The organism is Nocardia arthritidis NBRC 100137, from assembly GCF_001612765.1.
In the GTDB taxonomy this organism is placed as follows: domain Bacteria; phylum Actinomycetota; class Actinomycetes; order Mycobacteriales; family Mycobacteriaceae; genus Nocardia; species Nocardia arthritidis.
In genome coordinates this window covers 72692-92006 of the sequence record NZ_BDBB01000011.1, presented here as the reverse complement: position 1 = coordinate 92006, position 19315 = coordinate 72692, and the positions used below count along the sequence as shown (strand labels likewise).

Genomic DNA, 19315 nt, shown 5'->3' with positions numbered 1-19315 from the left:
CAGCGATGGCGAAGACGGTTATCGTGACCGGTTCCTCCAGCGGGATCGGCCGCGATATCGCGCGGGCATTCGTGGAACGTGGCGACAACGTCGTGCTCAACGGACGAAACGAGGCAAGGCTGACGGAGGTGGCCGCCGCACTCGGCGCGCCGGAGCGAGTGGCCACGGTGGCGGGCGATATCGGCGCGGCCGCTACCGGAGCGAGCTTGGTCGGCGTCGCCGTCGAGCGGTTCGGCGGCGTGGACGTGCTGGTCAACAACGCCGGCATCTTCGGAGCCAAACCGTTCGTGGAGGTCACCGAAGGAGACCTCGACGGCTATCTGAACGGAAACCTCAAAGGCACCTACTTCACCACGCAGGCCGTGGTGCGGCGGTTCCTGGCGCAAGCAAGAGGCGGCAGCATCGTGAATATCGGCACCGTGCTGATCGACCACGCCCTCGCCGGGCTACCCGCCACGGCGGCCCTGGTCAGCAAGGGTGGCGTGCACGCGCTGACCACCAGCCTGGCCGCCGAACTCGCCGCCGACGGCATCCGGGTCAACGCGGTCGCCCCCGGCATCATCCGCACGCCCCTGTTCGGCGCCGGCGACGAACAGGCCTCCGCCGGGCTCGCACTGCTCAACCGCATCGGCGAAGTCGCCGAAACGACGGCCGCGGTGCTGTATCTCACCGATGCGGAATTCACGACCGGACACATCCTCCCCGTCGACGGCGGGTACATCTCTGGAAGGGCGGCCTGAAATGCCTTACGTGAACATCAAAGTCACCGACGAAGGCGTGACCCGCGAACAGAAGGCGCGGCTGATCGAGGGCGTCACCGATCTGCTGTACGACGTGCTCGGCAAGGCGCCCGCGAGCACCTACGTCGTGATCGATGAAGTCGCCCTGTCGAACTGGGGTGTCGGCGGGGTCGACGTCGAGCGGTGGCGCGAGCAGCAACGCTCCTGAAGCCGCGAATTCCCTGTCCGACAAGCTGTTCGGGCGTAATCACGGCGCGCGCGAGCGATGGCGCCCGAACTCGTCACGAGGGAGTCGCGCCGGAACCGTTACGTTTCCCTCCGCCGCCGAGATCCGCTGCCGCGGCGTCTGGGCCAGGTGCAGGTTGTGGCCGTTATGATCGCCGGATTCCTGCTCGGGTCCTCGGTGCTCGGCTGGGCCTGGCCGCAGGCGCGGGAGTGGTTGCTCCTGACCGAGCTCGCGGTGGGAGGCGCGAGCATCCCCCCGAACCTCACTGCCCTCTACGTTGTCGGACTGATCGGGCTGGTGCTGTACATGTTCCTGGTGAGTAGCTCGTTCCAGCTCGATATCTTCGGCAAGCACCTGCGGCAGCCAGCGCGACTTCGGCGACCGGCGTGGCGGTGCCGCCGGATGCGCCGATCCCTATCGGGATCGGCGCATCCGGGTGTCTTCGCCTAGACCCGCAGCGCGTGCGGTTCGATCGCGCCGCGCACCAGCGCCCGCGCGTCGATGGTCTCGGGCCGGTAGGGCAGCCGCGACAGACGATCGGTCATCCCGCCGACCGGGTCGTCGACCACGTCCACCAGCCCGAACAGGAACGACCACTCGTGCTCGTCGCTGCCGTAGTGCACGACGGTGCCGAACTGCTCGTGGAAACGCTCCCAGGACCGCTTCAGCGTCTCGTTGCGCCACATGGTCGCGCAGCCGGCCTGGGCGCACAGCACCCCGCCGGGCGCGAGCAGCGCACGACATCGGGACAGGAACTCCGCCTCGTAGAGCCGATTGTGCTGCGCGTCCTCGACGCGCTCGTCCGGCAGGTCGATCACGATGACGTCGTAGCGGGTGCCCGCCTGCGCGGCCGTGGCCAGGAAGTCCCAGCCGTCGGCGTAGTGCACCTTGATCGGTCCCTCGCCCTCGACGGCGGCGGCCAGTTCGTCGCTGGAGTAGCCGTAGGGCAGGTGCCGGGCGCACAGCTCCACCTCGAGCTGGTCGATGTCGACGTGGTCGACGTGGGTGGCGCCCGCGGCGACCGACATCTGACTGGCCACACCCTCGCCGGAGCCGATGATCAGCACCTTGTCCAGCTTCCCGGCCAGCACGAAGGCGGGGACCATCATCGCCTCGTGGTAGGTGAGCTGGGAGAACTCGGTGGACTGGCGGTCATCGTCGGAGAACAGGCTGATGCCCTGCTCGGTCCGCGCGATGACCATGTGCTGGAACGGGGTGTGGGTGTCGACGATCACCTCGTGCAGGTCCCAGATGCGGGTCAGGCCAGCGCCCACCGGTTCCTCGATCCGCTGGCTGCCGTGTCCCCTGCGGATGACCTGCATGCGAACATCCTTGGGAGCCAACGCGTCCCGCAGTAGCTCGACCGCTTTCGACGCGCCCGCGCCGATGCTGCCGCAGGTGAACACGTCGACGAAGATGTCGCCGGACTCCGGATAAGTGTGAATCGAGGCGTGGGACTCCGACAACAGCGCGAGGACGGTCACCCCCTGCGGTTCGAACTTCTTGTGTACGACATCGCAGATGGTGACGCCCGCCGCGATCAGAGACTCACGCAACGCCGATTCGAGTCGTTCGAGATCGTCGCAGAGGTCTGCGTCGACACCACCGAACTCGGCCAGCACATGCCAACCGGTGAATTCCGCCGTCATGGGCAAACTCACTCTCGCTCAGCGCCCGAGACATGAACGGTCAAGGGCGGAAAACCATTGAATGACACCGACGAATAGCTCGCGGTATAGGCACCGGTGTCGAGGATTCGAACGCGATCACCGGCTCGCAACGTGGTCGGTAGGAGGACGCGCGTGCGTTGATACAGTACATCGTCGCCGTCGCAGGTCGGACCGGCCACCACCGCCTCGTCGACGGGGTCGCCGTCCCGGTCGGTGACGAACCGGTAGGCGATGTACTCGTTCTCGGTCTCGGCCATTCCGTTGTAGCGGCCGATGTCGAGATACACCCAGCGCCTGCCGTCCGGCGCGGTGCGGACGCCGACGACTTCGGCGTGAATGGTGCCCGCCGAACCGACCAGTGCCCGGCCCGGTTCGACGACCAATCCGGTATCCCCGGAGAGGAATTCGGCCGCGGCATGCTTGACCACCGCGGCGACCTCGCCCAGCCCGGGAGCGGGGTCGGCATAGGAAATCGGCAACCCGCCGCCGATGTTCACCGAACCGACCGCGATGTCCTTGTCGGCGAGCGCCTCGGCGATCCGGCCCGCCTGCTCGATGCCGATCCGCCAGGCGGTGGGATCCAGTTGCTGGGAGCCGACGTGGAAGTACGGCCCGGCGACCACGAGCCCGAGGTCGCGGGCCCGGACCAGCAGCCGGAACGCCTCACCCGGGCTGCAGCCGAACTTCGTGCCGAACGGGGTGCGCGACTCCGGCGCCGAGGCGAGGAACCGGCATTCCACCTCGGAGCCGGGCGCGTGCTCCGCTATGCGCAGCAGGTCGTCCTCGGTGTCGAAGGCGAAGCGGCGCACACCCAAGGCATAGGACCGGGCGATATGCGCGGCCTTCTTGATCGGGTTGCCGTAGCACAACCGCTGCGGCGCCACTCCCAGCCCGACGCAGAGGTCGATCTCGCCGATACTGGCGACATCGAATTCCGCGCCCTCCTCGTCGAGCAGGCGCACGATCGCCGGCACCGGGCTCGCCTTCACGGCGAAACGGATCCTCGTCGTGGCGCCCGTGTCTGTGGACAGGGCGGCATCGAGCGCGCGGTAATTCTGGCGGACACGCTCGGGATGGATGACAAGGTAGGGCGATTCGGGCATAGTTGATCTTTCGCTTGGGCAGCGGGGGAGAGAGTATCAGCGGCCCGTACCCAGAAACGAATCCGTCGAAACCTGGATTCGCCACATGGTCGCGCACCCCCGTCTTCTCGACGTGACGGAGTTGCTGACCTGCATGGATAGGGGACTGACGGGTGATGCGGGCTCAGCCGGCGGACACGGTGAGGTCGTCGAAGACGACCTCACCCGCGGCGTCGGACTCGGCCAGATCGACCACCGCGTCGATCGACCAGCCGTGCTCGCCCGCCGGGTCGTCCAGCACCTGGCGCACCTGCCAGAATCCGGGTCTTCGTTCCACCTGGAACAGTTGCGGACCGCGGGCGTCGGGGCCCGTGCCGATCCGCTCGTACTCCGCGTAGTAGTCCGCGAGCGCCTCGGCCCAATCCGGTCCGGGGCTCAGTTCGGCCAGTTCGTCCCAGCGTCGCAGTGCGGCCAGTTCGACGCGGCGGAACATCGCGTTACGGACCATGACCCGGAAGGCGCGCTCGTTGGCGGTGATCGGGCGCACCGTTTCCGCGCCGAAGGCGAGCTGGTCGGCGTCGGTCTCCGCACCCGGGTTGGTCAGTTGCTCCCACTCGTCGAGCAGGCTCGAATCCACTTGGCGCACAAGCTCTCCGAGCCATTCGGTGATGTCGTCGAGTTCCTCGGTGCGCGCCGAATCGGGCACGGTGCGCCGCAGCGCGCGGTAGGCGTCGGCGAGGTAGCGCAGCACCACGCCCTCGGAGCGGGCCAGCTCGTAGAAGGAGATCAGCTCCGCGAAGGTCATGGCGCGTTCGATCATGTCGCGCACCACCGACTTGGGCGCCGGCGCGAATTCCGACACCCACGGGTGGCCGGCACGATAGGTCTCGTACGCCGGTTCGATCAGCTCGGCCAGCGGTTTGGGCCAGGTCACCTCTTCGAGCAGCTCCATCCGCTCGTCGTACTCGATGCCGTCGGCCTTCATCTCCGCGATCGCCGCGCCGCGTGCCTTGTGCTGCTGGGCCATCAGCAGCTGGCGCGGATCCTCCAAGGTGGATTCGATGAGCGACACCACGTCGAGGGTATAACTCGGGGACTGTTTGTCCAGCAGGTCCAGTGCGGCCAGCGCGAACGGCGACAGCGGCTGGTCGAGGGCGAAATCGCGCTGCAGGTCGACGGTCAGGCGGGCGCGACGGCCGTGGGCGTCCGGTTCCGGCAGTTGCTGCACCACCCCGGCGTCGCGCAGCGCGCGATACAGCCGGATGGCGCGCAGGATGTGCCTGCGCTGGGCGGGACGCGGCTCGTGGTTGTCCTCGAGCAGGTGACGCATGGCGGTGAAGCAGTTGCCCGGCCTGGCGATCACGTTCAGCAGCATCGCGTTGGTCACCGTGAAACGCGACACCATCGGCTCCGGCTGCGCGGTGACCAAGCGGTCGAAGGTCTCCTCGCTCCAGGACACGAAGCCTTCCGGCGGCTTGCGTCGCTGTACCTTGCGCTGCTTCTTGGGATCATCGCCCGCCTTGGCCAGCAGCCGGGTGTTCTCCACCTCGTGTTCGGGAGCCTGCACGACGACGGTGCCCATGGTGTCGTAACCGGCTCGGCCCGCGCGGCCCGCGATCTGGTGGAACTCCCGTGCCTTGAGCCTGCGGGTGCGCACGCCGTCGAACTTGGTCAGCCCGGTGAGCAGCACGGTGCGGATGGGCACGTTGATGCCGACGCCGAGGGTGTCGGTGCCGCACACCACCTTCAGCAGGCCGTCCTGTGCCAGACGCTCCACCAGGCGCCGATACTTCGGGAGCATGCCCGCGTGATGCACGCCGATGCCGTGCCGGATCAGCCGCGACAGGGTCTTGCCGAAGCCGGCGGCGAACCGGAACTCGCCCAGCGCGCCGGCGATCGCGTCCTTCTCGGCGCGCGTCGCGAAATTCACGCTGGTCAACGCCTGCGCGCGCTCCAACGCGGCGGCCTGGGTGAAGTGCACGACGTACACCGGGGCCTGGTGGGTGGTGACCAGTTCCTCGAGAGTCTCGGTAATCGGGGTGCGGGCGTAGGAGAAGCTCAGCGGCACGGGGCGCTCGGTACCCGCGACGATCGCGGTGGAGCGGCCGGTCCGGCGCTCCAGGTCACGGGCGAAGAAGTCGACCTCGCCGAGCGTGGCCGACATGAGCAGGAACTGGGCGCGGGGCAGTTCCAGCAACGGAACCTGCCAGGCCCACCCCCGGTCGGGGTCGGAATAGAAGTGGAACTCGTCCATCACGACTTGGCCGACGGCGGCGTCCGCGCCCTCGCGCAGCGCCAGGTTGGCCAGGATCTCCGCGGTCGCGCAGATGATCGGCGCCTCCGGATTCACCGCGGCGTCGCCGGTGACCATGCCGACGCGTTCGGCCCCGAACACCTCGCAGAGAGCGAAGAATTTCTCGCTCACCAGCGCCTTGATCGGGGCGGTGTAGTAGGTGCGCACCCCCTGGGTCAGGGCGAACAGATGCGCGCCGACCGCGACGAGTGATTTCCCGGAACCGGTTGGGGTGGCGAGGATGACGTTGGATCCGGATGCCAGCTCGAGCAGCGCCTCGTCCTGCGCCGGGTAGAGCGGGGTGCCCTGCTCGGCGGCCCACGTCCCGAACGACTCGTAGAGCGCGTCGGCGTCGGTCCCCGGGATGTCGAGCAGTTCGGTCAGATCCACTCCGACCACCCTACGGCCTCGCCGACGAGCGGCCGTGCAGGGGCGACCGGGACCCGGCCGGCGCGCGGCTCAGTCCTGCTCGCCCTCGTCCTCGCCCTTGTCACGGCTCTGCTCGGCGAGGAATCGCTCGAACTCGGCGCCCAGTTCGTCGCCGCTGGGCAACTCGCCGTCGCCCACCAGCAGGCTCGACTGCCGCTCCTGCGCGGTGACGAAGCTGTCGTACTGCCGTTCCAGGGCGTGCACGACGGTCTCCACCTCGGCGTTACCCGCGATGTGCTCGTTGACCTGTTCACGCACCCGGGCGGCGGCCTCCCCGAGCGCGGCCAGCGGGAACTCCAGCCCCGCGTTGTCGGCGACGTTCTCCAGCAGCGTCTGCGCGGCCTCCGGATAGGCGGTCTGCGCCAGGTAGTGCGGCACGTGCACCGAGAAGCCGACCGACTCGTGCCCATGCTGCGCCATGCGGAATTCCAGCAGCGACGACGCGCTGCCCGGCACCTGCAGCTCGCCAGGCCACCGCTGATGGTCCGAGATCAGGTCGCGATCGGAGGAATGCGCGGTCACGCCGAGTGGGCGGGTGTGCGGAATGGCCATCGGGATGGCGCTGAGGCCGATGCTGCGGCGCACGCCCAGCTGTTCGGCGAGCAATCGCACCGCGGTGGTGAACTTCTCCCAGCGTAGGTCCGGTTCCAGGCCCGCGAGCAACAGGAACGGGGTCCCCGCGGTGTCCCGCAGTGCCCAGAGGTTGAGTTCCGGCTCGGCGTAATCGGAGAAATGATCGGTCTTGAACGTCATGAGCGGCCGGCGCGACCGGTAGTCCAGCAGTTCGTCCACGTCGAACGAAGCGACCAGTTCGCTTTCGAGGCTTTCGCGCAGGTGCGTGGTCGCCAGCCGTACGGCGTGCCCGGCGTCGGTGAAACCCTCCAGCCCGTGCACCAGGACCGGGCCCGCGCCGTCGGCGGACGACAGCTGCGGAGCGGGGAACTCCAGTTCGTACATTCGCGACTCGTAGTCCATCGCGTACTCCTTCCTGCGCGGCTCCTGCGGCCCGGACGCGTACCTCACGCGCCAGTGTGGTTGCCTGCCCGATCGTTCGCCACCCTTGCTGGTGGTGCGAGACGAGCAGTCGTCCGGACCGGGGACCGCTGTCCATTGTCCCCCATGCTGTGGCGGTCACCGCGCACGGCCGGACACCGACCCGTACTCCGAGGCAACAGCATCGGTGGCTCGCGCATTCCCGGCCCGGCGGCGTGGCATCGCCGGCTGGACACCAGGAGTTTGGCACAGTGGGGGGTGTGACCGTGGCGGATTCGAGGCGCATGCGGCCGGGCTGGGTGGCGCCCGTCGCCTGCGCGGTGCTGCTCGCAGGATGCGGGTCGACGGTACCGGGGCGCCCGATCGCCTCGGTGCCCGCCACGGTGACCCGGCACGTGAGCGCCGAACTACCGACGCTGTTGCCGGATGCGAACCAGTTCCCGCCGCCCTATACGGCGGTGGTGCTGCCGCAGGAAGCCGTGGCCCAGGCGGCGGGCGATCTGGACGGCATGGGCCGCGGTGCGAATGTCCAGCCCAGCCGCTGTATGCCGCCGAACCAGGACTTCGGCCCCGAGCACACCGCCATGGCGGTCGGCACGGACGACGTCACGCGTGCCACGCTGACCGTCGAATTGACGCGCACCGGCGAGCCGTTGACGGCACTGCGCGCCCGGCTGGAGCAGTGCGGATCGGTGCGGGTGCAGCGGGCGGGCGCCGCCACAACGGTGACGACCGAGCTGGCTCCGCCACCGCCGATCGACGCCGACGACGCCCTTTCGCTGCGCAGGACCGTGCGGCCGGAGGCGGGCGGCACCCAGCTGATCCAGTCCATGCGCACCCATGTCGCGCAGGCCGGAGATGTGCGTGTCTCGGTGACGTATATGTCCTTCGCCGATGACGAACCGGATGCCGCGGCGTTGGATGCCCTGTTCGCCACCGCGGTGCGCAAAGTGCGCGAGAGATAGCGGGCAGGGGCGGCACGGTAGCAGGCGCCACCGACACGAATTGCGATACGTCCGTCGTGCCGGTCGAGTCGTGCACAGCGTGAAGCGAAATCCCCAGGGCAGCGGAATCGCCAGGTCGGCGGCGCGGGCCGGAGACAGCCAGGCCGCATGGTCGAAGCATGACCAATTCCGCGACCCCGTTTCCCGCTCCCGAGCCGGTCGATACCGGCTATGCGGGCAAAGGCGACACCTTCCGGCCTGGCACCGGCAGTGATTCCTCGCTCTCCGGCGTTCCTTCCGAGGCCGAGGTGTGCGGCTCTCCCGCCGCCCTGGTCGCGCCGTACTCCTCTTCGCATATCGCGCAGAGGGGAACGGACGCATGGAACCCCGGTGGCGTGGCAGACGATGCCCGATGCCGTGATGAACATCCGCCGTTCCGGGGTGTGCCTGATCACGTTGTGTGCGTGGACAACCCGGCGGAGTTGATCGCCGGAGTGCCCGCCATGCTGGGCTTCACCCCGGAACGGTCGGTGGTCGTGCTCGTCCTCCGGCACGGGACCGCGGGTGGCGCGGTAGTCGACGCGGTGGTGCGGTTCGATCTGGACTCGCCCAGCGGGCGGCGGGTACGGGGCGCGACATTGGCGGCGGCGGTCGCGCGGATCTGCGCGCACGACGAGGCGGCCGAGGTCCTGGCCGTCGTCGTGGACGAACGCGCCGTGGAACCAGGGGCGGGCGCAGACCGGCCGGAATGCGCGGCCGGACGATTCGACGTGCTGGTCGGCTCGTTCGGCAGGAGGTTGGCGGCGTGCGACATCTCGCTCGGCGGAGTGTGGGCGGTGCGTGCGATCGCCGCCGGGCAGCGCTGGTGGACGTTGGCGGGTCCGCAGCGGCGCGGGGTGCTCCGGGATCCGGCGGCCTCGCTGGTGACGCTGACCCACGTGCTGGACGGCAGGCCGATCCGCGGTTCGCGTTCCGAACTCACCGAACTGGTCGCGCGGGACCCACTCGCGCATGCCGAGGTGGCCGCGCATCTACAGGACGCGCTGGCGCGCGCGCGTGAACGCTATGCCAGGGCCGCGCGCCGCGGCGATCCGATCGGATACAGCAGGCAAGCGCTCGACCATGTGCTGTGGCAGATCGCCAACACCGCCTCGGGCGCCACGCTGATGGCGCCCGAGCTCGCGAAAATAACGGCAGCCCTGCGAGATAGGGCGGTGCGCGACTCGATGTTCGCCTTGGCCGTCGGCGACCACGCCGACGCGGCCGAGGCGGTGTGGGCCGCGCTGACCCGCGCGCTGTCCGGCGCCGATCGTGCCGAGGCCGCCGCTCTGCTCGGTTACAGCGCCTACGTCCGTGGCGACGGACCGTTGGCGGGCATCGCGTTGGAGGCCGCGCTGGAGGCGGACCCGGGACACCCGATGGCGATGCTGCTCGATACCTCGCTGCGCCTGGGCATGCGCCCGGAACAGCTGCGCCGGCTCGCGCACAGTGGCTACCGAACCGCCGCCGGTCTCGGTGTCGACCTCGGCGCGCCGACGTCGTGAGATCCGTTGTCCCACTAGCGTTCGGCGAGTCCGCGATGCGTAGTCCGGCGAGCCGGGCCGGGTGCGGAAGCATTCCGATGACTTCGCGATGCGCGGCCGCTTCGCACGCATGCCCGGCACACGGCGATCCGGGCTCCGGCACGGTGGCGCGATCGTGACCGCCCGAGTCGGCACTGGGCCGGCCCGGGCGGTGCGGGCGCGGTTATTTCGCGCTGTGCGCGCGGGGACCGAGCGACTGCAGGAAAGCCCAGGCGTCGGTGACGATCTCGTCGAGATCGTTGTGTTCGGGACGCCAGCCGAGCTCGGTGATGGCACGTTCGCTGGACGCGATGAGCGTCGCCGGGTCGCCCGGGCGGCGGGGCGCGTCCTGCGCGGTGATCGGCAGGCCGGTGACGCGCTCGCAGGCCGAGATCACCTCGCGAACGGAGAATCCGGTGCCGCTGCCGAGGTTGTAGATCCGATGGGTCCCCGCTTCGGCGGTCGCCGAAGCCAGCAGATGGGCCTGAGCGAGGTCGCGGATGTGGATGTAATCGCGGACCGCGGTGCCGTCGGGGGTGGGCCAATCGGTGCCGAAGACCGAGATCGCCTTGCGATGCCCCGCCGCGACCTGCAACACCAGGGGGATGAGATGCGTTTCCACGACCCGGTTCTCGCCGAGGCCACCGTAGGCGCCGGCGACATTGAAGTACCGCAGGCTGGTCGCCGCCAGCCCGTGCGCGACCGCGTAGGAGGTGATGGCGTGGTCGATGGCCAGCTTCGACGCGCCGTACGGATTGGTCGGGCGGGTCGGAGCGTCCTCGGTGATCGGGACCTGCTCCGGTTCGCCGTAGACCGCCGCGGTGGAGGAGAAGACCAGTCGCGGCGTTCCCGCGCGCCGCATGGCCTCCAGCAGTTCGAACGTCTTCACCACATTGCCGTGCCAGTACTTCTCCGGCTGCTGCACCGACTCGCCGACCAGCGACTGCGCCGCGAAATGCAGGACTCCGTCGAAGGGTTCTGCGGCCAGCAGCCGCGGCGCGGCGACCGCCACGTCACCCTCGACGAACCGGGCGGCGGAAGGGACGCCGTCGGCATTGCCGGTGGACAGATCATCGATCACGACCACTTCGTGGCCGGCTTCCAGCAGGACCTGAGCGCAGACGCCGCCGACGTAGCCCGCGCCACCTGTGACGAGAAGTTTCACGCGTCAGGCCAGCTTCACCTGGACGGCGTGCGCCATCTCGTCGGGCAGTTCGAAGCCGTCGTGGCCGGGCACGGTGATGACCACCGACCCCTGTTTCGTCTCCACCGTGACGCGAGCATCAGGGACCACGCCCGCCTCGCGCAGCCGGCCGATGACCTCCGGGTCGGTCTGGATGTGCTCGGCGAGCCTGCGCACGACGACGGCGTGCAGCTGGCCGTGCGGCAGATCGGACAGGCGCAGCAGCGTCTCGTCGGCGGAGGCGGGCGGAATGATGCCCAGCTCGTCGAGGCCGGGGATGGGGTTGCCGTACGGGGAGGTGGTGGGGTGGTTGAGCACCTCGACCAGGCGGCGCTCGACGTCTTCGCTCATCACATGCTCCCAGCGACAGGCCTCCGCGTGCACGTTCTGCCAGTCGAGGCCGATGATGTCGACGAGCAGCCGTTCGGCCAGCCGGTGCTTGCGCATGACCGCGACGGCCATGCTGCGCCCCTTCTCGGTCAGCTCGAGATGACGGTCTCCGGCAACCAGCAGCAAACCGTCACGTTCCATCCGCGCGACGGTTTGGCTCACGGTGGGACCACTCTGTTCGAGGCGCTCGGCGATCCGGGCGCGCAGGGGCACCACGCCCTCCTCCTCGAGGTCGTAGATGGTACGGAGATACATCTCCGTGGTGTCGACCAGATCCTTCACCTGTTACCCCTTCGTCGGCACGAATTCTACCCACGCACGACAGCACCCCCGTGTGCCGGATCGTGTCGCTCCACGCCGCGCACGACATTCCGGCGGCATTGCGGCAACCCGATCGGCGCGCGGCAGGCGGCCATGAGCGTCTTTCTTGTATTTGTACTGCATAGGAACGTTTCGCGGGGTTCCTTGCTTCCCGCTAGCGTTGCGATCATGGCCACTGCACCGCGCGACGAACCTCAGGCGCCGCCCCCGTCCGGGACGAGCCGGGCCGGAACCGTCGTCTGGAGCGAGCGGTTCCTGGATTACACCTGGACTCCGGAGCATCCGATGCAGCCGGCGCGCCTGAAGTTCACCATGGCGCTGGCCGGAAGTCTCGGATTGCTCGAGGGTGTCGAGCTGCTCGAACCCGCCGCCGCCGGACGTCCGGATCTGCTGCGTATCCACACTCCCGACTACCTCGACGCGGTCGAACGCGCCGTGCCGCCGGTCGGTTCGCCGGCCGCGCCGCCCTACGGGCTCGGTTCCCCGGACAATCCGGTGTTTCCGCGTATGCACGAGGCCGCGTCCACGATCGTCGGCGGCACCCTGGCCGCGGCGAGGGAGATCGCCGAGGGCCGCACCAAACGGGCGGTGAGCATCGGCGGTGGCATGCATCACGCGATGGCCGATTCGGCGGCCGGTTTCTGCGTGTACAACGACCCGGCGGTGGCCATCTCCTGGCTGCTGGATCACGGTTTCGACCGGATCGCCTACATCGATGTGGACGTGCACCACGGCGACGGCGTGCAGCGGGCCTTCTACGCCGACCCCCGGGTGCTGACCATCTCGGTGCACCAGCATCCGGCCACCCTGTGGCCCAACACCGGGTGGCCGGAGGAGACCGGCGCGGGTGCGGCGGAAGGCACCTCGATCAACCTGCCGCTGTTGCCCGGCACGCGGGATGCGCAGTGGCTGCGGGGTTTCCACGCGGTGGTTCCTGGCGCGGTGGCGGCGTTCGGTCCGCAGATCGTGGTCAGCCAGTGCGGGGTGGACACGCATCGCGAAGACCCGCTGGCCGACTTGGAACTCACCGTCGACGGACAGCGCGCGGCCTTCCGCGCCATGCGCGAGATCGCCGACCGATATGCCGAAGGACGCTGGCTGGCCGTCGGCGGCGGCGGATACGGCCTGGTCCGGGTGGTGCCACGGGCGTGGACCCACTTGCTGGCCACCGCGTTGGACCGCACCGTCGACCCGGCGACGCCGATTCCGCAGGACTGGATCGACTCGATCCGCGCGGCGGCGCCGCGGGCGGAGCCGCCGCGCACCATGGGCGACGGCGGCGACGTCGCCTACCGTGCGTGGGACGGCCCCGGCGGCACCGGTGAGACCGGTGACGCGCGGGCCGACCGCGCCCAACGTGCCGTCGACATGGCCGTGCTGGCCACCCGCCGAGCGACTTTCGGGTTGCTAGGTCTGGACCCGGAGGACCCTCGTGACTGATTTCCCCGATACCTCGGACACTCCCGCCACCCCGTCCCCACCGCCGCAGCACTGGTTCGCCGACGTGCTGGCCTCCGACGGCGGCGTGGTCCGACTGCGCCCGATCACTCCCGGCGACGCCGAGCGGCTGCAGGAATTCCACGGTGCGCTGTCGGATCGCACCAGGTACCTGCGGTATTTCGGCCCGTACCCGCGGATCTCGCCCAAAGACCTGTACCGCACCACGCATGTCGACTATCACGACCGGGTCGGGCTGGTGCTGGAACTGGGCGAGGCGATCGTCGCGGTGGGCCGCTACGAACTGCTGGAGCGGGACGGGCCGCGCGCGGCGGAAGTCGCGTTCGTGGTCGCCGATGGGCATCAGGGACGCGGGCTGGGCTCGATCCTGCTGGAGCATCTGGCCGGTGCCGCCGCCGAGAACAAGATCGAGACCTTCGTCGCCGAGGTGCTCGCCGAGAACACCGTGATGGTGACGGTGTTCCGGGACGCGGGCTATCAGGTCGAGCGCAGCAGGGACGGATCGGTCCTGCACCTCGAGTTCGCCATCGACCCCACCGAAGCGCTGCTCTCGGTACGCGATTCGCGCGAACGCGCCTCGGAGGCGCGCAGCGTGGGCAATCTGCTCGCGCCGCGGTCGGTCGCCGTGATCGGGGCCACCCCCGCACCGGGACGAGTCGGCGGTGCGGTGCTGACGAATCTGCTGTCGGGTGTGTTCCAAGGACCGGTGTTCCCGGTGAATCCGAACCGCAGATCGGTACGCGGGGTGCGGGCGTACGCCACGGTCCGGGAAATCCCCGACGAGGTCGATCTCGCCGTGGTCGCGGTGCCGCCCGCGGCGATCGGGTCGGTGCTCGACGACTGCATGGCCAAGGGGGTCAAGGGTCTCGTGGTGCTGACCGCGGGTTTCGGCGAGACCGGCGAAGGTGGTCTGGCAGCCGAACGCGAACTAGTGGCCGCGGCCCGTGGTCACGGCATGCGTGTGGTCGGGCCGAGCGCGCTCGGCATCGCGAACACCGACCCGGCGGTCGGCATGAACGCGACCCTCGCCACGGTGCTGCCCGGGCGCGGACGGATCGGATTCTTCTGCCAGTCCGGCCCCTTGGGCGCGGCCATTCTGGGTGAGGCGGCGGCGCGCAATCTCGGCTTGTCGACGTTCGTGTCGGCGGGCAACCGCGCCGACGTCTCCGGCAACGACCTGCTGCAGTACTGGGACAGCGACCCGGACACCGATGTGGTGCTGCTGTATCTGGAGAGCTTCGGCAATCCGCGCAAGTTCTCCCGGATCGCGCGCCGGGTGGCGCGGACCAAACCGATCGTCGCGGTGAGCAGCGGCCGCTCGGTCGCGCAGCCGGCGGGGGACATGGACCGTTCGATCGTGCGGGATCTGTTCGCGCAAGCGGGCATCGTCCAGGTCGACTCGATCTCCGAACTGTTCGACTGCGCCGCGCTGCTGGGCTATCAGCCGCTGCCGCGCGGCTCGCGTCTGGCGGTCGTCGGCAACAGCACGGCGCTCAACTGGTTGGCTATCGACGCGGCGCAGGGCGAGGGCCTGCAGGTCGGCGAGCCGGTCAACCTCGGCCCGCAGGCAACGCCGGGCGCGTACCTGGACGCACTGGTCGCGGCCCTGCGGTCGGACGAGACAGACGCCGTGATAGTGGTTTTCGCGCCCCCGGTGCCGCTGCCGACCGCCGGTTTCGCCGAAGCGATCCGGGCGGCGGCGGCCGCGGTGCCCGACTCGGGCAAACCGATTCTCACGACGTTCGTCGCCGAGCAAGGAATCCCGAACCTGCTCGCGGTACGTGGTCCGGGCGCGACGGCGGCGCACGGATCGATCCCGTCGTATCCCGACCCCGAGCGCGCCGCGCGGGCACTGGCGCGGGTGCGTCGATACGCCGAGTGGCGGACCAGGCCCGTGTCGCCGGTGGTGCGGCCGCAGGGCATCGACACCGACCGCGCGCGCCGATTGGTGGCCGACTGGATGGCCGAGTCGGGCGGTCGGCGGCTCACCGATCTGGAGACGGTGGAACTGCTGGCCTGCTACGGCATTTCGGTTGTGCGATTCCGTGAGGTACGCAGCGCCGAGGAGGCGGTGGCAGCCGCCGAGGAACTCGGCTATCCGGTGGCGGCCAAGGCGACCGGTGAATTGTGGCGGCGCAGGCCGGATCTCACTGGCGTACGGCTCGATCTGTGGCGACCGGAAGCGGTGCGGCAGGGTTACGCGGATCTGGCGGAGTTGTGCGGTGATCCCGTACTACACATCCAGAAGATGGCTACGAAGGGAGTCGGCTGCATTCTGCGCGTGCAGGACGATCCCTCGTTCGGTTCGGTGATCGAGTTCGGATTGTCCGGCCTGATCATCGAATTGCTCGGCGACCGCGCCTACCGGGCGCTGCCGTTGACCGCCGACGAGGCCACGGCACTGATCGACGCGCCGCGAGCCGCGCCCCTGCTGTCGGGCACTCCCGCGAGCCCGCGTGTGGACAAAGCAGCTTTGGCCGAGTTGGCTCAGCGCATTTCGGCCCTGTTCGACGATCTGCCGGAGATGCGGGAACTGTCCTTCGACCCGGTGCTGGCCTCACCGACCTCGGCGGAGATCCTCTACGCGCGTGGCCGTATCGGCCCGGAGCCGAGTCGTTTCGATACCGGTCCGCGTCGGCTCGGCTGAGCACGACGAGCTACCCCGGCCGAGCTGTCCGCCGGAAGTGTGGCGCGGCTGAGACGTCGGCCCACACACGTCACGAGCGAGATCTCCGATAACGGACGATCCCTCCCTCCGCGATCTGGGGATGCCACATTCGTCCTGAGAAAGGCTCAGCTCGCCATGAAGATTCGCAGCCTTGCCCTGTTGTCGTTGCTCGTGACGGTGCTCACCGCGTGTTCCGTCAGCATCGGCACGCCGAAAGTCGAAGAGGCCGAGCTGGAGAAGTCGGTGAAGGATTCGCTCACCGAGAAGGTCGGGCAGGAACCGGACGCCATCGACTGCCCCGGCGATCTCACCGGCAAGGAAGGAACGACCATGCGTTGCACGCTGACCGCGGGCGGGGACAGCCTCGGTGTGATGCTGACGGTGACCTCGGTCGACGGGGGCACCGTGAAGTACGACATCGCGGTGGATCAGAGCTGAGCCCACCGGACCGACGTGGGGGAAGTACGACACCGCCGACCGGCTCGCGCGATACCCGGAGGGGACGGGCACGCGCGCTTACCGGTCGGCGCGGAGAGGTGACCAGAGCGGAAACGGGTCACCGAGCCGAACGCCGGCGCTGTCTCGACGCAGCCGGCGCCGGGAATGATCAGCTGGCGTAGGCGCGGAGCCGATCGGCCCGCTCGCCCTTGCGCAGCTTCGCCATGACTTCACGCTCGATCTGGCGCACCCGCTCGCGAGACAGACCGAAGAGCTTGCCGATCTGGTCCAGCGTGCGCGGCTGGCCGTCGTCCAAGCCGAATCGCAGCCGGATGACCTGCTGTTCGCGCTCGTCCAAGGTGGCGAGCACGCTACGTACGTCATGGTGCAGCAGGCCTGCGATGACCGCGGACTCGGCCGAGGTGGCCTCGGAATCCTCGATGAAATCGCCCAGCGGGGCCTCTTCATCGTTGCCGACCGGCATGTCCAGGCTCACCGGGTCACGGCTGTGGTCGAGCAGATCGGAGATCTTGTCGACCGGGATGCCGGATTCGCGGGCCAGTTCCTCGTCGGTGGCCTCGCGCCCCAGTTGCTGGTGCAGTTCGCGCTTGATCCTGGCCAGCTTGTTCACCTGCTCGACGAGGTGGACGGGCAGGCGGATGGTGCGGCTCTGGTCGGCCATACCGCGGGTGATGGCCTGCCGGATCCACCAGGTGGCGTAGGTGGAGAATTTGAAGCCCTTGGCATAGTCGAACTTCTCCATGGCACGGATCAACCCGAGGTTGCCCTCCTGGATCAGGTCGAGCAGCGGCATGCCGCGGCCGGTGTAACGCTTGGCGAGCGAGACAACAAGGCGCAGGTTGGCTTCCAGCAGATGAGACCGGGCGGCCTGACCGTCGCGCACGATGATCGCGAGATCACGCTTGCGGGTCGCCGACAGTCGCTTGCCGGTTTCCAGCAGGTTTTGCGCGTAGAGGCCCGCCTCGATGCGCTTGGCCAGCTCGACCTCATCGGCAGCGGTGAGCAGCGCGGTGCGGCCGATCCCGTTCAGGTACACGCGTACCAGGTCGGCGGCAGGGCTCTGAGCGTCGAGGTCCGAATCGCTGATGCGCACACGAGTGGTGGCGGGGCTTGTCATGACTTGCCTCCTGTCGGTGGTGTCTCACTCCGATAAACGGACCCGACAGGAAGAAAGTTCCCCGTTACGGCTGGCGTAAACCGCTCTGAGCAGCGGTTTTCGCCCCTCTCGTCTGAGAAGTTCCTGAGAAGCACCGCAGCGCGGGGACAATCTCCCGCCAGGACCCGCACCGACCGGCGCGCGGTCGCCGTGCGATCACACGGGCCTGATCAATCCGTGCCGTACCAATCCGGTGACCACGGACAACGCGTCGGCCGCGAACTCGGCGCTCACCTCCTCGGATCCGTGCGCGAGCGCCAGCAGCTCGATCAGCTCGTACAACGGCAGGCCCTCGGCCTGCATTCCCGCCAGCAGTGCGATCGTGGCCTCATCCACTTCATGCTGCCAGCGGGGCCCGTCGCCGCGATGCAGCCGCGCCACCTCCGGCGCCCACCCGTCGGCGCCCCGCAGATACACCCGTTCCAGCGCGGTCGCCGGGTCCACGGCGAAACGCGAAGACCAGGCGAGACTTTCGTCACCGGAGACAGCGCGCAACCAGGCCGAGCGCTCGAAATACCGGACGGCCTCCTCGCCGAGCGGATCGTCGAAGCCGTGGGTGAGATCCTCGGCGAGCAGTTCGGTGGGCCCGTCGATGCTGCGCAGGTAGACGAAACCGAACCCGATTCCCTCGACGTCGGCGGCCTCGAAAGCCTCCAGCCAGCGCTCCGCGCGAGCCTGCGCCGCCGGATCGCGCGGATCCGCCCCCGCGTCCCGCAACCAGGTGCCCACATACAGCGCGGGATCGGCGACGTCACGTTGCACCACCCAGGCGTCCACGCCGTGGGCGGGCAACCAGGACGAGACCCGCCCGCGCCAGTCCTCGTTCTCGACATGGACCCAGGCGGCGAGCATCGCGGCGGTGCCACCGGGGGCGAGCAGGTCGGCGGCCTGCGCGATCACCAATTCGCTCGCGCCGTCGAGCGCTAGGCCGGAATCGCGATAGGTGTGCTCGACGCGCCCGGGGCCCACCACGAAGGGGGGATTGGCCACCACCTGGTCGAAGCGCCTGCCCCGCACTGGTTCGAACCACGAACCCTCCACCAGTTCGATGTCCAGCTCGTTGAGCGCCGCGGTGGCCTCGGCCAGCCACAACGCCCGCGGATTGACATCGGTGGCGGTGACGCGCCGCGCGTAGGAGGTGGCGTGCACCGCCTGTACGCCACAGCCGGTGCCGAGATCGAGCACCGTGCCGACCGGCCGGGTGGGTGTGGCGCGCAGCAGCGAGAGGGAGGCGTGGCCGACGCCGAGGACGTGCTCCTCGGTCAGGGTGCGCCGGTGCATCGAATCGTCGAGGTCGGACAGGACCCATCGGGTGCCCGCGCCCACGTCCAGCGGCCGCAGGTCCAGCGCCGCCCGCACCTGGTCGCCGTCGCGGTCGAGCAGGCCCGCGGCGACCGCGCGGTCGATTTCCACGGGCGCGAGCGCCCCGGCCACCTCCCGTTCGGGCAGCGCGTCGCCGAGCAACAGAAGGCGGATCAGCGTGCCCAGCTCCCCGGCCCGGCGTGCCGCGCGGCGCACCGGCACCGGCTCCGACCGGCCCAATGCCGCGTGCGCGTCGCCGAGTACCTCGAGCAGGGTGTCGGCGTCATAGCCCACCCTGGTCAGCGCGGTCCGCAGGTCCGGGCACAGCGCGGTGAGCAGCGATCCGGTGGTCGTCGATCGGTTCGTAGACACACCGGTACTCTGCCACCGCGACCACCGGGCGCGGATCGAGCGCCCACTGTGTCATGGGACCTCGACG

The 19315-nt window shown here is 69.2% G+C and carries 16 protein-coding genes; 8 read left to right on the top strand and 8 right to left on the bottom strand.

All coding sequences use genetic code 11. The annotated features are described in order from the left end of the window. The first annotated feature begins 5 nt into the window (after window positions 1-5). The 3 genes from NA8_RS10420 to NA8_RS10410 all read left to right on the top strand — a co-directional run bounded on the left by NA8_RS10420 (window position 6) and on the right by NA8_RS10410 (window position 1416). Window positions 6-740 carry an SDR family NAD(P)-dependent oxidoreductase gene (locus tag NA8_RS10420; protein WP_063050167.1) on the top strand — a complete coding sequence of 245 codons (735 nt, stop codon included), beginning with the start codon at window positions 6-8 and terminating at the stop codon, window positions 738-740. A 1-nt stretch (window position 741) separates the two neighbouring features. After that, entirely contained in the window at window positions 742-948 is a 207-nt protein-coding gene (locus tag NA8_RS10415) for a tautomerase family protein (protein ID WP_062973959.1), read from the top strand. Window positions 949-1113: 165 nt separating this feature from the next. Continuing rightward, a complete protein-coding gene (locus NA8_RS10410) occupies window positions 1114-1416 on the top strand; it encodes a hypothetical protein (protein WP_245663766.1) in 303 nt (100 codons plus the stop codon). Here NA8_RS10410 and speD read toward each other — a convergent pair. The 4 genes from speD to NA8_RS10390 form a co-directional block, all read right to left on the bottom strand. Next, entirely contained in the window at window positions 1413-2615 is a 1203-nt protein-coding gene (gene speD / locus NA8_RS10405) for an adenosylmethionine decarboxylase (RefSeq protein WP_063050165.1), read from the bottom strand. The two genes, NA8_RS10410 and speD, sit on opposite strands and share 4 nt — an antisense overlap. An 8-nt stretch (window positions 2616-2623) precedes the next feature. After that, on the bottom strand, window positions 2624-3739 hold the full coding sequence (locus tag NA8_RS10400) for a type III PLP-dependent enzyme (protein WP_063050164.1): 1116 nt from the start codon (window positions 3737-3739) through the stop codon (window positions 2624-2626). Between the two features lie 163 nt (window positions 3740-3902). Next, window positions 3903-6401 carry a DEAD/DEAH box helicase gene (locus NA8_RS10395; protein ID WP_063050163.1) on the bottom strand — a complete coding sequence of 833 codons (2499 nt, stop codon included), beginning with the start codon at window positions 6399-6401 and terminating at the stop codon, window positions 3903-3905. Between the two features lie 69 nt (window positions 6402-6470). Next, the gene (locus NA8_RS10390) at window positions 6471-7415 is read right to left on the bottom strand and encodes a PAC2 family protein (protein WP_040867985.1); all 945 of its coding nucleotides are present in this window, start codon (window positions 7413-7415) and stop codon (window positions 6471-6473) included. A 278-nt stretch (window positions 7416-7693) separates the two neighbouring features. Between NA8_RS10390 and NA8_RS10385 the strand changes: the two genes are divergently transcribed. Together NA8_RS10385 and NA8_RS10380 are read left to right on the top strand one after the other, a co-directional pair. Next, window positions 7694-8398 (top strand): DUF5642 family protein, encoded by a 705-nt coding sequence (locus NA8_RS10385; RefSeq protein WP_245663757.1) that lies wholly within the window; start codon window positions 7694-7696, stop codon window positions 8396-8398. Window positions 8399-8556: 158 nt separating this feature from the next. Further along, a complete protein-coding gene (locus NA8_RS10380; RefSeq protein WP_063050162.1) occupies window positions 8557-9921 on the top strand; it encodes a DUF4192 domain-containing protein in 1365 nt (454 codons plus the stop codon). Window positions 9922-10123: 202 nt separating this feature from the next. Here the strand turns inward: NA8_RS10380 and galE are convergent, their stop codons facing one another. Further along, window positions 10124-11104 (bottom strand): UDP-glucose 4-epimerase GalE, encoded by a 981-nt coding sequence (gene galE / locus NA8_RS10375; protein WP_063050161.1) that lies wholly within the window; start codon window positions 11102-11104, stop codon window positions 10124-10126. Window positions 11105-11107: 3 nt separating this feature from the next. Then, the gene (locus tag NA8_RS10370; protein WP_063050160.1) at window positions 11108-11794 is read right to left on the bottom strand and encodes an iron-dependent transcriptional repressor DtxR; all 687 of its coding nucleotides are present in this window, start codon (window positions 11792-11794) and stop codon (window positions 11108-11110) included. Between the two features lie 207 nt (window positions 11795-12001). On the opposite strand from NA8_RS10370, the gene NA8_RS10365 reads away from it, so the two are divergent. From NA8_RS10365 to NA8_RS10355, 3 genes are all read left to right on the top strand, one after another. After that, window positions 12002-13273: an acetoin utilization protein AcuC gene (locus tag NA8_RS10365; RefSeq protein WP_063050159.1), complete on the top strand. Its 1272-nt coding sequence runs from the start codon at window positions 12002-12004 to the stop codon at window positions 13271-13273. Continuing rightward, entirely contained in the window at window positions 13266-15938 is a 2673-nt protein-coding gene (locus NA8_RS10360) for a bifunctional acetate--CoA ligase family protein/GNAT family N-acetyltransferase (RefSeq protein WP_063050158.1), read from the top strand. Before NA8_RS10365 ends, NA8_RS10360 begins: the two co-directional genes overlap by 8 nt. A 156-nt stretch (window positions 15939-16094) precedes the next feature. Continuing rightward, window positions 16095-16397 carry a DUF4333 domain-containing protein gene (locus tag NA8_RS10355; protein ID WP_063050157.1) on the top strand — a complete coding sequence of 101 codons (303 nt, stop codon included), beginning with the start codon at window positions 16095-16097 and terminating at the stop codon, window positions 16395-16397. 169 nt (window positions 16398-16566) lie between these two features. Here NA8_RS10355 and NA8_RS10350 read toward each other — a convergent pair whose 3' ends face one another. Further along, window positions 16567-17535, bottom strand: a complete 969-nt coding sequence (locus NA8_RS10350) for a sigma-70 family RNA polymerase sigma factor (protein ID WP_040867841.1) — start codon at window positions 17533-17535, stop codon at window positions 16567-16569. 195 nt (window positions 17536-17730) lie between these two features. After that, entirely contained in the window at window positions 17731-19248 is a 1518-nt protein-coding gene (locus NA8_RS10345) for a DUF7782 domain-containing protein (protein WP_084466667.1), read from the bottom strand. Window positions 19249-19315: the final 67 nt, after the last annotated feature.

Coding starts and splice junctions, on each gene's coding strand:
- NA8_RS10420 (WP_063050167.1), top strand. CDS start 6: ATGGCGAAGACGGTTATCGTGACCGGTTCCTCCAGCGGGATCGGCCGC.
- NA8_RS10415 (WP_062973959.1), top strand. CDS start 742: ATGCCTTACGTGAACATCAAAGTCACCGACGAAGGCGTGACCCGCGAA.
- NA8_RS10410 (WP_245663766.1), top strand. CDS start 1,114: ATGATCGCCGGATTCCTGCTCGGGTCCTCGGTGCTCGGCTGGGCCTGG.
- speD (WP_063050165.1), bottom strand. CDS start 2,615: ATGACGGCGGAATTCACCGGTTGGCATGTGCTGGCCGAGTTCGGTGGT.
- NA8_RS10400 (WP_063050164.1), bottom strand. CDS start 3,739: ATGCCCGAATCGCCCTACCTTGTCATCCATCCCGAGCGTGTCCGCCAG.
- NA8_RS10390 (WP_040867985.1), bottom strand. CDS start 7,415: ATGGACTACGAGTCGCGAATGTACGAACTGGAGTTCCCCGCTCCGCAG.
- NA8_RS10380 (WP_063050162.1), top strand. CDS start 8,557: ATGACCAATTCCGCGACCCCGTTTCCCGCTCCCGAGCCGGTCGATACC.
- NA8_RS10365 (WP_063050159.1), top strand. CDS start 12,002: ATGGCCACTGCACCGCGCGACGAACCTCAGGCGCCGCCCCCGTCCGGG.
- NA8_RS10355 (WP_063050157.1), top strand. CDS start 16,095: ATGAAGATTCGCAGCCTTGCCCTGTTGTCGTTGCTCGTGACGGTGCTC.
- NA8_RS10350 (WP_040867841.1), bottom strand. CDS start 17,535: ATGACAAGCCCCGCCACCACTCGTGTGCGCATCAGCGATTCGGACCTC.